This window comes from Clostridium psychrophilum (assembly GCF_018861705.1).
GTDB classification, from domain to species: Bacteria; Bacillota; Clostridia; order Clostridiales; family Clostridiaceae; genus Clostridium_AD; species Clostridium_AD psychrophilum.
Genome location: NZ_JAHLEC010000017.1, coordinates 1 through 13,881 on the forward strand (window position 1 = coordinate 1; position 13,881 = coordinate 13,881).

12 protein-coding genes are annotated in these 13,881 nt (G+C 28.5%); all 12 read left to right on the forward strand.

Translation table 11 applies throughout. The annotated features are described in order from the left end of the window. The first annotated feature begins 133 nt into the window (after positions 1-133). The gene (locus tag KPL38_RS05860) at positions 134-1,258 is read left to right on the forward strand and encodes a glycosyltransferase family 4 protein (RefSeq protein ID WP_246577835.1); all 1,125 of its coding nucleotides are present in this window, start codon (positions 134-136) and stop codon (positions 1,256-1,258) included. Positions 1,259-1,368: 110 nt separating this feature from the next. Further along, positions 1,369-2,475 carry a polysaccharide pyruvyl transferase family protein gene (locus KPL38_RS05865; RefSeq protein WP_216288125.1) on the forward strand — a complete coding sequence of 369 codons (1,107 nt, stop codon included), beginning with the start codon at positions 1,369-1,371 and terminating at the stop codon, positions 2,473-2,475. Next, a complete protein-coding gene (locus KPL38_RS05870; RefSeq protein WP_216288127.1) occupies positions 2,472-2,984 on the forward strand; it encodes a coenzyme F420 hydrogenase/dehydrogenase beta subunit N-terminal domain-containing protein in 513 nt (170 codons plus the stop codon). The genes KPL38_RS05865 and KPL38_RS05870 overlap by 4 nt, the downstream gene beginning before the upstream one ends. A gap of 45 nt (positions 2,985-3,029) precedes the next feature. Continuing rightward, a complete protein-coding gene (locus tag KPL38_RS05875) occupies positions 3,030-3,662 on the forward strand; it encodes a Coenzyme F420 hydrogenase/dehydrogenase, beta subunit C-terminal domain (RefSeq protein ID WP_512699143.1) in 633 nt (210 codons plus the stop codon). Further along, on the forward strand, positions 3,659-4,879 hold the full coding sequence (locus KPL38_RS05880) for a glycosyltransferase family 4 protein (RefSeq protein WP_216288129.1): 1,221 nt from the start codon (positions 3,659-3,661) through the stop codon (positions 4,877-4,879). The genes KPL38_RS05875 and KPL38_RS05880 overlap by 4 nt, the downstream gene beginning before the upstream one ends. 2 nt (positions 4,880-4,881) lie before the next feature. Next, positions 4,882-5,994 (forward strand): glycosyltransferase family 4 protein, encoded by a 1,113-nt coding sequence (locus tag KPL38_RS05885; RefSeq protein ID WP_216288131.1) that lies wholly within the window; start codon positions 4,882-4,884, stop codon positions 5,992-5,994. Positions 5,995-6,133: 139 nt separating this feature from the next. Continuing rightward, complete coding sequence (locus tag KPL38_RS05890) at positions 6,134-7,414, forward strand: hypothetical protein (protein ID WP_216288132.1); 1,281 nt, start codon at positions 6,134-6,136, stop codon at positions 7,412-7,414. A 21-nt stretch (positions 7,415-7,435) separates the two neighbouring features. Beyond that, positions 7,436-8,416: a glycosyltransferase family 2 protein gene (locus tag KPL38_RS05895; protein ID WP_216288133.1), complete on the forward strand. Its 981-nt coding sequence runs from the start codon at positions 7,436-7,438 to the stop codon at positions 8,414-8,416. Between the two features lie 393 nt (positions 8,417-8,809). Beyond that, positions 8,810-10,351 (forward strand): oligosaccharide flippase family protein, encoded by a 1,542-nt coding sequence (locus KPL38_RS05900; protein WP_216288143.1) that lies wholly within the window; start codon positions 8,810-8,812, stop codon positions 10,349-10,351. 331 nt (positions 10,352-10,682) lie between these two features. Next, on the forward strand, positions 10,683-11,777 hold the full coding sequence (locus KPL38_RS05905) for a polysaccharide pyruvyl transferase family protein (protein WP_216288145.1): 1,095 nt from the start codon (positions 10,683-10,685) through the stop codon (positions 11,775-11,777). Between the two features lie 114 nt (positions 11,778-11,891). Further along, positions 11,892-13,082 carry a Coenzyme F420 hydrogenase/dehydrogenase, beta subunit C-terminal domain gene (locus KPL38_RS05910; protein WP_216288148.1) on the forward strand — a complete coding sequence of 397 codons (1,191 nt, stop codon included), beginning with the start codon at positions 11,892-11,894 and terminating at the stop codon, positions 13,080-13,082. Between the two features lie 94 nt (positions 13,083-13,176). Continuing rightward, complete coding sequence (locus KPL38_RS05915) at positions 13,177-13,788, forward strand: DUF1919 domain-containing protein (protein ID WP_216288149.1); 612 nt, start codon at positions 13,177-13,179, stop codon at positions 13,786-13,788. The last annotated feature ends 93 nt before the right edge of the window (positions 13,789-13,881 follow it).

Sequence of the window (13,881 nt, forward strand, 5' to 3'; positions counted from 1 at the left end):
AACAATTATACCAGAAAGAGGGGGTCATTGTTTTTTTTCTTAAAAACAGCTACAATCCTTGCAATTGCAGGGTCTTAAATAAATAAAACAAAGATAGTGTTAACACTATCAAAATTAGTGGGGGAGATCAGGTATGAAAATAGCAATGATAGGTCATAAAAGAGTCCCTTCTCGTGAGGGCGGAGTTGAGATAGTTGTTGAAGAACTCTCAACACGAATGGCTATAGTAGGTCATCATGTGGACATTTATAACCGTTATTATAAAAAAGTAAAAACAGGAAAAAATTACAAAGGCACTAGGATAATTACTATACCTACTATAAATAGAAAGAGCTTGGATGCATTGGTGTATTCATTTTTAGCAACTATTGAAGCATTATTTAGAAAGTATGATGTTATCCATTATCATGCTGAGGGTTCATGCGCTATGTTGTGGATTCCACATTTATTTCATATAAGGACAGTTGCAACGATACATGGACTTGATTGGCAACGCGCCAAATGGGGCGGATTTGCAACAATATATTTGAAGTTTGGCGAGAAAATAGCTGCTAAATATGCGGATGAAGTGATTGTACTTTCTAAAAGTGTACAGCTGTATTTTTGGGATACATACGGTAGGGATACTCAATATATTCCTAATGGGGTTAACATTTTGGATAGTAAAGAAGCTGATGTAATAACAAAAAAGTATGACTTATCGAAAGACAATTACATATTATTTTTGGCAAGATTGGTTCCGGAGAAAGGACTTCATTATCTATTGGAAGCTTTTAAAAATATGGATACAGATAAGAAACTTGTTATTGCCGGTGCTTCGAGTCATTCAAATGATTACGTAAAAAAGATTAAAAAAATGGCAAATAATGATGAGCGAGTAATACTGACAGGCTTTGTACAGGGGAAAGAACTTGAAGAATTGTATAGTAATTGCTACCTATATGTACTTCCAAGCGATGTTGAGGGTATGCCATTAACTTTATTAGAGGCTTTGAGTTATGGATGTTGTTGTTTAGTTAGTGATATAGAGGAGAACTGCGAAGTTGCTAAAGACTATGCGACAACCTTTAAACATGGGAATGTGATGGATTTGCAAAAACAGTTAGGGGCGATATTATGTTCAAAAAAAAGCTACGACAAAAAGTTAGTGTTGGATTATGTAAGAAAGAAATTTGGTTGGAATAATGTTGTAGAAAGTACACTTGAATCATATATAGGAAATAAACATGATTACAAGCAGTTTGGCAAGTCTTTATAAGTGTAGAAATATAGAAATTATGAGCAATTAAAGTATATTTTTAGAAAGGTTAATAGTCATAGTGAGAATAACTTTATTACTAAATAAATAATTAAATAAAGGGTGGGAAAATGAAAGTATCAATAATTACACGTCATGCAATAACAAATTATGGATCATTATTGCAAGCATTTGCATTACAGACAGTAATAGAAAACCTCGGATATGATGTCGAAATTATTGATTATATACGCCATGATGAGGATTATAAAAATATCACAGATGTTCTAGTCAAAAAGTCCTTAAAATGGAATTCAAATAGCATCACTCGGTTTCTATATAAAAGTATACAGTCACCAGAATATAAATTGATGGGTAAGGCGTTCAAAAGGTATAGAAAACAATATTTAAAACTTACTAATAATTATTGCTCGATAAAGGAATTGGAAAAAAATCCACCTATAGCAGATATATATTGCACTGGAAGTGATCAAGTGTGGGGGACAATTGGAGAAGATATATATGACAAAGTCTATTTTTTAGATTTTGTTCAGAATGATAAAAAATGTATATCGTATGCTGCAAGTTTTGGAAAATCTAAAATAGATGAGAATTTTAAAAATATGCTCAAGGGTTCACTAAAGAAATATGATGAGCTGCTTGTGAGAGAAGATAGTGCATTACAAATATTGCAGTCACTTAATTTTAAAAATTCTAGTCAGGTCTTAGATCCGACATTACTTTTGAATAATGAGCAATGGGATAAATACATAGGATCAAAGAAAATTAACAAAGATTATGTTTTAATTTATCAGTTACACAGAAATAATAAAATGGATAAGTATTCCAAAATGTTTTCAAAGAAAACAGGGCTTCAATTAATTAGAATGACACCATCATTACATCATATAGTGAGAGGTGGAAAGGTAGTTTTCCTTCCAAATATTATAGACTTTTTATCATATATCAAAAATGCAAAATATGTAATTACGGATTCATTCCATGGAACGGCATTTGCGATAAATTATAATGTACAATTTATCGATATACATCCAGGTGAAACAGCTACAAGGAATCAAAGCATATTGGAACTGACAGGACTAAAGAACAGAATGCTGGCGAATTATAATGATTTTTCTTATATAGATAAAATGATTGACTATAAGAAGGTTAACGAGATATTAACAGTGGAAAGAGTAAAATCAATAAATCTGTTAAAGGAGTCTCTAATAAAGTGATACGGAAGAGGTTGTCGAAAAATAATGTTAATAAAGTATCATCAATAGTTTGTAGTGTATGTCGATACTTTGAACAACTATGTCCAACACAAGGTATAACAATTAAAGAAAAATTCTTAGCACCAGTTGTTAATGAAGATACTTGTATTGATTGTGGATTGTGTTTAAAAAGATGTGCTCAATTTAATGATATTCGGAGTAAACACTATAACACTTTTCCAAAAGTTTATCTTGTTAAAATAAATGATAAAAAATTATTAAAACGCAGTGTTTCTGGTGGATTCTTTACCACAATAGCAAACTTTGTATTAGAACGGAATGGCGTAGTATTTGGATATGCTTGGAGTAAGGATCTTGTAGCACATCACATTATGATAATTACAAAATACAATCTACATTTAATGCAAGGGTCGAAATACGTTCAAAGTGATACTGAAAATACATATAGTCAAGTTAACGAATATCTTATAGCTAATAAATTAGTATTATATACTGGAATGTCTTGCTAGATTGCCGGATTAAAGAACTTTTTAAATAGTAATTATTATAACTTAATAACAGTTGATTTTGTATGTCATAGGGTACCAAGTCCCAAGCTATTTAAGAAGTATATTGAATGGTTAGGTGATAATTATGGTAGAAAAATTATTTCATACGACATCAGAAATAAAGAACGTGGTGGTGGGGAACTTATGCTTAAAGCAAAGACAGAGACAAAGACAAAATTCTTGCCTGCCAATTTAGATTCCTATTATAATGCATTCTTAGATGGTAAGACATACAGGGAATGCTGTTATCAATGTAAATATGCTAGTCCAAACCTAAAAGGAGACATTACCATTGGAGATTATTTGAAAATAGAAAAAATTAATCCCAAGTTTTATTCATTGGAAGGGGTATTGTTGGTATTAGTTAACTCGGATTTAGGAAAAAATGAATTTGATAAAATATGTAATCAATATGAAGTATTAGAAACTACACTGACTGAAGCTAAAATGAACAACAGAAACTTGTATTCTTCAGTTGTTAGCCTTGAAATTCGCTCTTATATATATAAGGTTTTAACTACTGAAATATTTGAAACTTATATTGATAAATATTTACCCATGCAATCTAGCTTAAAAAGCAAACTGAAATTTATAATTCCATATCGAATAAAAGCTTATATTAAGAAGGTGAAACAATGAAAATATTATTTTCGGCATTTGCATGTGATCCATATAGAGGCTCTGAAGCATATTGTGGTTGGTCTTGGCCATTGGCTATGCGTAAATATCATGAGGTATATGTTGTTACAAGAAAAGAGAATAAAAAAAATATAGAAATATATCTTTATCAAAATAATATATCTGATATTCATATGTTGTATTGTGATATACCAGATTTTATAAATTTATATTATAAATTTGGAAAAGCATATTTTTTATATTACGAACTTTGGCAACGAAAAGCTTATAAATTCATTAAGAAATTACATAAAACTGAGAAGTTTGATTACATTCATCATATTACGTTGGGGGATTTTAGAAATATAGGTTATATGTGGAAAATAAATACAAAATTTATATTTGGACCAGTTGGTGGGGCACAGGTTACACCTAAAGTTCTAAAGTCATATGTAAAAGGACATAAATTTGAGGAGAATAAACGATTATTAATTAATTGTTTAGTAAAATACGATCCCTATTTTAGAAGAGCATTAGGGAAAACTAATGTTATTTATGCAGCAAATGAAGAAACGCAGAACTTTATTTTAGATATAGTACATGATAAAAATAAATGCAAACTATTATCAGAAAATGGAATTAGCAATGAATACTTTGAAAGTTGTGTTAGAGTCAAAAATAATAGTAGTGTAGTCATTATAATGTGGGCAGGAAGAATGATTTATCGAAAAGGGCTTGAATTGCTATTAAGTGCATTAAAAGAATTAGATACAAAAATAAAATATAAAGTAATTTTGTATGGTAGTGGGCCTGAAGAAGAAAGACTAAAATTGCTTTGTAAGAAATATAACTTAGATAAAAAAGTTAATTTCAAAGGAAATTTGTCATTTGAAGTTATGAGAAAAGAATATTCTAAAGGTGATATCTTTGTTTTTCCAAGTATTAGAGAAACTACAGGAACAGTTTTATTAGAGGCAATGTCAAATGGAATGGGAATTATTGCGCTCAATCAAAATGGAGCAAAGTTGCTTTTAAACGATGATTGTGGAATACTAGTTTCGATTAATTCAAAAAAACAAGTTATAACAGAATTCAGTAATGCGCTAAAGCTTCTTATAGAGAATGAAAAAGTTCGTACTAATTTAGGTGAAAATGCAAAACATAAATTAAAGGCTAGTTATTTATGGGAAAATAAAACTAAAACTATAGCTAATGAATATGTAAGTAGTGGGAGGTAAATATGAAAGTTTTACATTTGCTTAGCACCGGTGAAATAGGTGGCATAGAAGTTCTATGTAAAGATATTTCAAAATATAGTGATTGGGATAATATTTTTTGTTTCGTATTTTCTGGAGGACAAATTACAAATGAAATTGACAAAACTAATGGGAAAGTAATAGTATTAAAGAAAAGTAAAAACAAATTATCCTTATTAAAATTGCGAAAACTGGTATCAATATGTAATAATGAAAAAGTTGATATTGTTAATATACATCACAATAATGTTTTTTTACAATTTTATTATACAAAATTGAAACAGTTCTTACCAAAAGTAAAATTTGTAATGACATTGCATTCATGTTTTGAAAAAGAATATAATTATTGTGGTAATTTTTTCATTGACATGTGTAGAAAATATTATATAAATAAATCCTTACAAATTTCTAATCTAATTATAGCAGTATCTAAAGCTGGTAAAAGAACGTATGAGGAAAATTTCAATCTATTAAATAAAATGATTGTGGTAATATATAATGGTATTAGTCCCGAAATATTAGACAAAGGAAAAGATAATTATAATGTTTGCAATGATTGTATTGAACTAATGTATATTGGAAGATTAGTCAAGATTAAAGGTTTAGAAAATCTTATTTTAGCAATGGATAAGTTATATATAAAATACAATATTCACTTAACATTGGTTGGTGACGGAAAAGACAGAAAATGTTTTGAAAAGCTAGTTCATAAGTACAGTTTAGAGGAATATATAACATTTGTAGGTTTTCAAAGAAACCTTGATTATTATTTTAGAAAAGCGAATATTTTCATTTATCCTTCTATTTGTAAGGAAATATTCGGGATATCTATTGTCGAAGCTATGGCATATGGATTGCCATGTGTTGCAAATAAAATCGGAGGCATACCGGAGATAATTATAGATGGAGAAAATGGATTCTTGACAAAAAAAAATGACGAGAGTGGAATTGTTGAAGCTATTATACGTGTTATTAATTATTCTAAAGATAATGACATGAGCTCAATTTCTAATCAAGCAAAATATACAGCAACAAAATTTTCTATTGGTAATACAATTGTAGATTTAGAAAAACAGTATACTGATTTATTAAATTAATTATAATATAAATTGTAGCTTGAGTGAATAAGAGAATATAGAGGTACAGTGTGTAGGTTACATTGACTATTTAGCTATGAAAGAATGTAATCTAAGAATAAATTAACTAAAGGCAATAGTAGCGTATAGGAGGCAATAAGTGAAGACATTTTCTAAAAAAACTATAGTACATTTACATCCGGAAATTTTAATATATGCACAACTGATTTTATGTTGTTTTGAGTACTTTAACGATTTTAATATATCTACCAGATATAATGATTTTATAACAATTGCTATTTTTATATGTTGTGTTATTAAAGGAAAAAAAGAAAAAACATATCCAGTAAAGTTTGTCGCAATATCGTTTATATATATATTAGTTGCATTAATAGTATACGAATTTAACGATTATCCAATAAAAGCATATTTATGGGGTGCCAGAGAAATAATCACTTCTCTTATATTTATGTGGGGATGTATTAAGCTTTTGGAAAAGAAGGATATAATAAAATTAGTAAAATTATTTTATATAATTTTTATATTTAATTTTTTCATGATATTATATCAGTATTTTAGACTTGGGTTAATAGGAGATTCAGCTAGTGGTATTTTTGGAACAACTATTGGTAATAACGAATTTCAGGTTATTTTTCTATTATTAGCTACGATATGCACACTTACATTATATGTAAATATGAAAATCAAACTCAAATATTGTATTCTATGTCTGTCAATATGCCTTATTATTTCAGCAATTTCAGAACTAAAGGTATATTTTTTATTATTAATTTTTATAATAATATTGCAATTCATCTTAATGAAATTTAATAAAAAAACAGTATTAATTGCAATGGGTAGTTTAATTCTCTTATTATTATTTACTCAATTATTATATAAAGTACATCCCGGATATCTAGATTTATTTAGTATACAAAAACTATTATCTTATTCTGGTGGCAATGGCTATACATCGAAAGGTGATGTAAATAGATTAACCGGTTTACATAGTGTTGTCCGTTATATAAATTACAGAACATCTACATTGTTATTTGGCATTGGACTTGGAAATGGTCAATATATACTAGTGAAAGGATATCACATTAACATAATGTCTAGGTTTTATTCTGAATATGGAAATTTCTTGCATTACACATGGTTTACTCAAACACTTGTGTTTGTGGAAACTGGTGTTGTGGGATTTTTATTATATATAGCTAGATATATAGCCCTATTTATTGAATATATAATTATGACTAAGAAAAATAAGCGTATTAGAATGTATTCTACAATTGGAGAAATGACGGTTTTGATATCAATATTTCTAATATTCTATGATAGTGTTATGCAAACTGAGATTGGTATTTATTTTTCATATTTTTTACTTTCAGTACCATTTGTACTTCAAAATCATTACTCTATTGAAAATAAGAATAATTAAAAAATAAAGTGAGGACTAATAATGAACGATTTATTAAGCGTTGTTGTACCGATATATAATGTAGGTAATTATCTGGATGAGTGTATAAAATCAATCATAAATCAAACATATGCAAATCTTGAAATAATCTTAGTGAATGATGGTTCGACAGATAATTCCTTAGATATCTGTAAAAAGTATTCTAAAGCAGATACTCGTATTGTCTTGATAGATAAAAAAAATGGTGGCTTAGCAGATGCCAGAAATGCAGGCATCACAGTTTTTACAGGAAATTTTATTGCATTTATAGATTCAGATGATATTATAAATTTAAAGATGTTTGAATTAATGTTAGGGTTAATTAACAAAACTAAATCAGACATTGCAATATGTAGCTATACTGATTTTTCAGATGATAAACCAATTAACAACAGAAAATTAAATGAACACCATAATGTTACATATACTGGAAAAGATGCTGTTTATAATGTTTACACAGGTAGAAATAAGAATATCCAATTTATTGCATGGAACAAAATATATAAAAGAGAACTATTTACGAATATAAGATATCCAATTGGAAAGTTGCATGAAGACGAATTTGTAACCTACAAGGTTTTATATTATGCTAAAAAAGTAGTATGTAGTCAAGCCATATTATATTATTACAGACAAAGAGAAAAAAGCATAATGCATACCACTTTATCTTATCGTAATTTAAATAGTTTGGAAGCATATCAAGAGTCCATAGACTTTTTTGCACAAAGGAACGAAAAGATATTGTGTTCGTGTGCCGTAAATAGAGCACTTGCTTCAACAATAGTACTTTATAATCGATTTGCAGAAAATCAGATTTATGATAAAAAAATAGAACAGGAAATCAAGAAATATTATTCGAAAATCATTCATAAATATTTAAGCAATACAGATCTATCAAAAATAAAAAAAACTTATTACAGAATATTTTATATTAATTGCAAATTGGGGTTATTGCTATTTAAATTAAAAAACATTAATAAATAGATTTTAGTAATTCTAGTAAGAAAGAAATAATAGTCGAATTAATAATGATACTAAACAATAATCATTAAGTATTAACTATCAATTATCTATATTTAAATATGAATTAAAGGTAGGTTAGAAATAAACAATTTACAATCAATATCCTAGCAAATATTATTTCTTTAATTGTAAGTTTAGGCATATGTTTTTTTAAAACACTGTTTTTAGTTAAAAGTGTAGGCAGTAAAGCATAATACTCATAAAAGTTACACTTAAAAACATTTTATTTAGTTTTAAATTCCTAATCAACTTTGTAATAAAGGTAACGATTAATAATGCTCTAAATAAAACAATAAATAGTGATTTATACCTTCAGTAAATACAAGGTGTTTAAACGTAAAGGAGATTTAGTTAATGAGAAAAAAACAGTTAGGGATTAACTTAATAGCTAGCTTATTTGCTTTTTCAGTAAATATATGTATAAGTTTTCTCTTAACCCCTTATATAGTGGGGAAATTAGGAAATGAAGCTTATGGTTTCATAGGATTAGCCAATAACTTTGTTGGTTATGCATCTATAATGACGGCTGCTCTCAATGCTATGGCGGCTAGATTTATTACAATCGAATTACATAAAGATAATAATGAAGAAGCTAACATATATTTTAACTCTGTATTGATTGGTAATATAATTATGTCAGTTGTCTTAGCTATAGTATCGTTGATTGTTGTCCTAAATCTGAAATATATATTAAATGTATCAGATAATCTGATTATAGATGTGCAATTGACTTTTTTGATTGTGTTTTTAAACTTTGTCATTACAATATTAGTTTCTATATTTAGTATATCTACATTTGTAACAAATAGGCTTGATTTACAATCTATAAGGAATATTGGGTCGAATATTATAAGGGTAATTCTTACACTATTACTTTTTGCCTTTCTACCAGCAAAAATATACTTTATAAGTATTGCAGCCTTAGTAAGCACAATATTTATAGGTATAACAAATGCTTCTTTAACTAAAAAGTTATTGCCTGAGATAAGGTTATCAATAAAGTGCTTTAAGTTGAAGGCTGTGAAAATATTACTTTCAGCGGGAGTATGGAACTCAATGGGCAGTTTAAGTGATATGTTATTAACAGGATTAGATTTGTTAATTGCTAATCTTTTCATTAATGGTCAAGCTATGGGTATTTTATCAATTGCTAAAACGGTTCCTTTAGCAATACAAGGCTTAGTAGTTCTTGTTGCAGGTATTTTTACTCCTAGTTTTACAATACTTTATGCGAAAAACAAAATTATGCAATTGGTTAGTGAAACTAAAATAGCAATGAAATTTCAAGCCCTTATCATGACTGTACCTATAGTTGGATTTATAGTGTTTGGTAAAAGTTTTTATACAATATGGCTATTAGGTAAAACACAGCATGAAATTGCTCAGATTTCAATATTATCGTTCTTAACAGTATTGCCTTGGTTGTTAAATTCATATGTGGAGTGTTTATATTCGCATAACATGATAACAAACAAGATAAAGACATCTGTAGTTGTTACAATGATTCTAGGAATAGTAAGCACTGTAATTGTGTTAATACTAATTAAATTAACTAACTTGGGTATTTATGCAATTGCAGGGGTAAGCTCAATAATTATTGTTTTAAGGATATTAATATTTGTTCCAATTTATGCCGCACATGTTTTAAGTTTAAATTGGAAGACCTACTATCCACCATTGTTAAAAGGAATACTAGCTTTTTTTGTCACATATATATTCTTTTATTCTATAAGTATAAATATAAAAATAAACAATTGGACCGAGCTTGGACTTGTTGCAATTATATGTGGAGTGTTAGGGTATATACTTAACTTTTTTATTGTATTAAACAAAAGTGACATAAAAAGAGTATGTCGTATGGTGTTGAAACAAACAAATAAAAAAAAGATTCAATAAATTAACAGTAATATATCTAAATGTTATCAATTTCTTGTAAACATTTATTATTGTTTTCGCTATAAGTGATAATTAGGACAATAAAAAAGAATTAACAATAGTAAATTTTCTTAAGCTCAGTGATAAATTTTAGCATTGATCAATAGACAGAAATACGAGCCAATACCTATTTTTGTAAACTTTGTTGAGTTTAGCTACGGTAATTATATTAGATAGATGGAGTCATTGGTTTTTATTATAAAAATGGTTTAAACCATTTCTAAGGTAAGAATTCGCAAAAATAAAACAAAGATAGTGTAAATACTATCAGATAAAACAAGGAGGATATAATATGAAAGTTGGAATTATGTCTATGCAAAGAATACAAAACTATGGATCATTTTTACAGTCATATGGACTAAAAATGACAATTGAAAATTTAGGTCACAAAGTTGTTTTTTTAGATTACAAAATAGAAAAACCGATTGTTCAACTAGAAAAACCAATTGTTCAACTAGAAAAAAAGAATATTCCATATAGGGTAGCAAAAAAAATGTATTATATAATGAAGGAGGATATATTTCATATAAAAAGTATGTCTCACCTTTATAATAAAAAATATTTACCTATGCTAGGAATAACTGAGAAAAGAAATTACCGCGACCAAGTAGATGTTTTAGTGATAGGTAGTGATGAGGTTTTTAATTGTCTACAACCTAATCTTCTTGTAGGATATTCTAGAGAATTGTTTGGTAAAGATAATAATGCTGGTAAAATTATTAGCTATGCTGCAAGTTGTGGAAATACAACCCTCGAAAACATTAAAAAGTATAATATTGATAAAGAAGTAGGGGGAATGCTCAAAAAATTTTCTGCTATTTCTGTTAGAGATAACAATTCATTTAAGGTAATAAATGAATTAACTGCAAAAGCACCAGTAATTAATGTTGATCCAGTTATTATAGCAGATTTTGATGCCTATATTCCTGAGCAAAGTAAATTGAAAGATTATATATTAATTTATTCTTATCCAAATAGAATTAGAAATGAAAAAGAAATAAATGCAATTAAGAATTTTGCACAAAAACACAATAAAAAATTAGTTTCAATAGGTTCACATCAAAAATGGGTTGACCTTAAAATAGAAGCAGATCCATTTGAACTTTTATCATATGTTAAAAATGCAGATTATATAATAACAGATACATTTCATGGAAGTATTTTTTCAATTAAGTACAATAAACCTTTCGTGACATTTATACGCGAAAGTAATAAACAGAAACTACGGGATCTACTACAAAGGTTTTCTGTTGCGGATAGAGAACTCAAAAATGCGGATGAGTTGGAGGATATATTGTTAAAGCCTATGGATTTTGATCGAGTAAATAGTATTATTGCTGTAGAAAAAGAAAAATCCATATCATATTTGCAGAACAATTTGAAATGATGAGTTCATAATAAACTTACAACATGTGGTAAATTTATCATAAGACTATTAGATATTTAAAATGATAAAGTGAAAATGCGCAAAACAATTTTTCTAGCTAAGGAGAAGTAAAATATGATTAAATTGTACACAAATAAAGAAGAATGTTGTGGATGTACTGCTTGCATGAACATATGTACAAGACAGGCTATTTCAATGAAAGCTGATATTAATGGGTTTATTTATCCAATAATAAATAATAACTTATGTGTGGAATGTGGGTTATGTAAAACAGTCTGTGCATTCCAACACGAACCAGTTACTTATACTAAGCCATTTGCCACATATGCAGCTGTCAATAAAAATCAATCTGTTCTTACTGCGAGTGCTTCAGGTGGAATATTTGCAGCACTTGCTTCAGTGGTGTTTGAAAAAGGTGGTGTGGTTTTTGGATGCGCTTTTAACCGTGATATGGTGGCAGAACATATTTGCGTTGATAATCTAATTGATATGAAAAAGCTTCAGGGTTCCAAGTATGTACAGAGTAGTATTAATACCACTTACGCTCAGACCCGAAAATTTTTAAAAGAGGGTAGATGGGTATTATTCACAGGTACTCCTTGCCAAATTTCAGGATTAAAATCTTACCTCGACAAGGACTACAATACTCTTATCACTGCTGATTTAATTTGCCATGGTGTTCCGAGTATAGCATTTTTTAAGGGATACATCAAACACTTGGAAGCAAAACTTAATGCTAAAGTTATAGATTTCAAGTTCAGGGATAAATCAAAAGGATGGGGATTATTGGGAAAAGTGGTTTATGAAAAGAATGGAGTGGTGCGCGAGAAATTGATACCACACTATACCTCTTATTATTATAGCTATTTCTTAAAAGGTGATATTTATCGCGAGAATTGCTACGAGTGCAAATATGCAGGTAGTAGCAGACAGGGTGATTTTACAATAGGTGATTATTGGGGCGTTGAGAAAGCCCAGCCTGAAATTAATACTAAAAATGGAGTATCTGTTCTATTGGTAAATAATGAAAAAGGAATGGTGATGATTGAAAAATTGAAGGAACTTCTTACATTGACAGAGTCCACTTTTGAACAAGCCGGAATGCAAAATGGACAGTTAAGGCAACCAACTGCCAAAAGCAATAGAAGAGGAGTAATATTAAAAATGTGGCGTGAGGATGGATATGAGGCTTTGGCTCATGAGTACTATAATACAAATAAGAAACAGCTTAGGCTATTGAGGATTAAAGCTCTGGTACCTCAATCAGCAAAGAAGATGATAAAAAAATTACTTGGGAAAAGATAAATTGAGTGGAACTACACCAACTTTTGTAGTAGGGAAATAATATTGAATTTTATTGAATAATATGGTAATATTAGTATAGAATGGTGGTGCTTAAATGTTAACAGAAGTTTCAGAAATAAATCGTAAAATTATCAATTCTGGGAACAAAAATAGATTGAAAAATAAAGACTTTTCACTTATATCTAGTAATTGCAATGGTGCATTTATGATGCATGATTTAGATTTAAAATTTTTAACTCCAACAGTAAATCTTTTTTTCTTCCCTAATGATTTTATTAAATTTGTAGAAAATATTGATTTTTATTTAAAACAAAAGCTAGAATTTATTGATGATAAGAATTATGATTACCCAATTGGGAAATTGAAGGATGTAAAAATCCACTTCATGCATTATAAAAACAACGAAGATGCTGAGAAACAATGGTATAAACGAAGCAAAAGAATAAATCCTAAAAATATATTTATTATGATGACAGATAGAGATGGTTGCACTGAAGAGATGATTAGAGATTTTGACAATTTACCATATAAAAATAAAGTTATATTTACAAATAAGAAATATAAACAATATAGTTCAGCTTTTTATATAAAGGGATTTGAGAACCAATCAAGTATAGGAAATATCTTTGAATTCAAAAATATACTTGGTAAAAAATATTATGATGATTTTGATTATGTTAATTGGTTTAACAATGGTATAAAATAATGTTTAGCAAGCTCAACCAAGGTCTCGCAAGGGTCCCCGGGGGAAGTGAACATTAGGTGAATAATTATGCGGAAGCTAGGCGAAGATGGAACA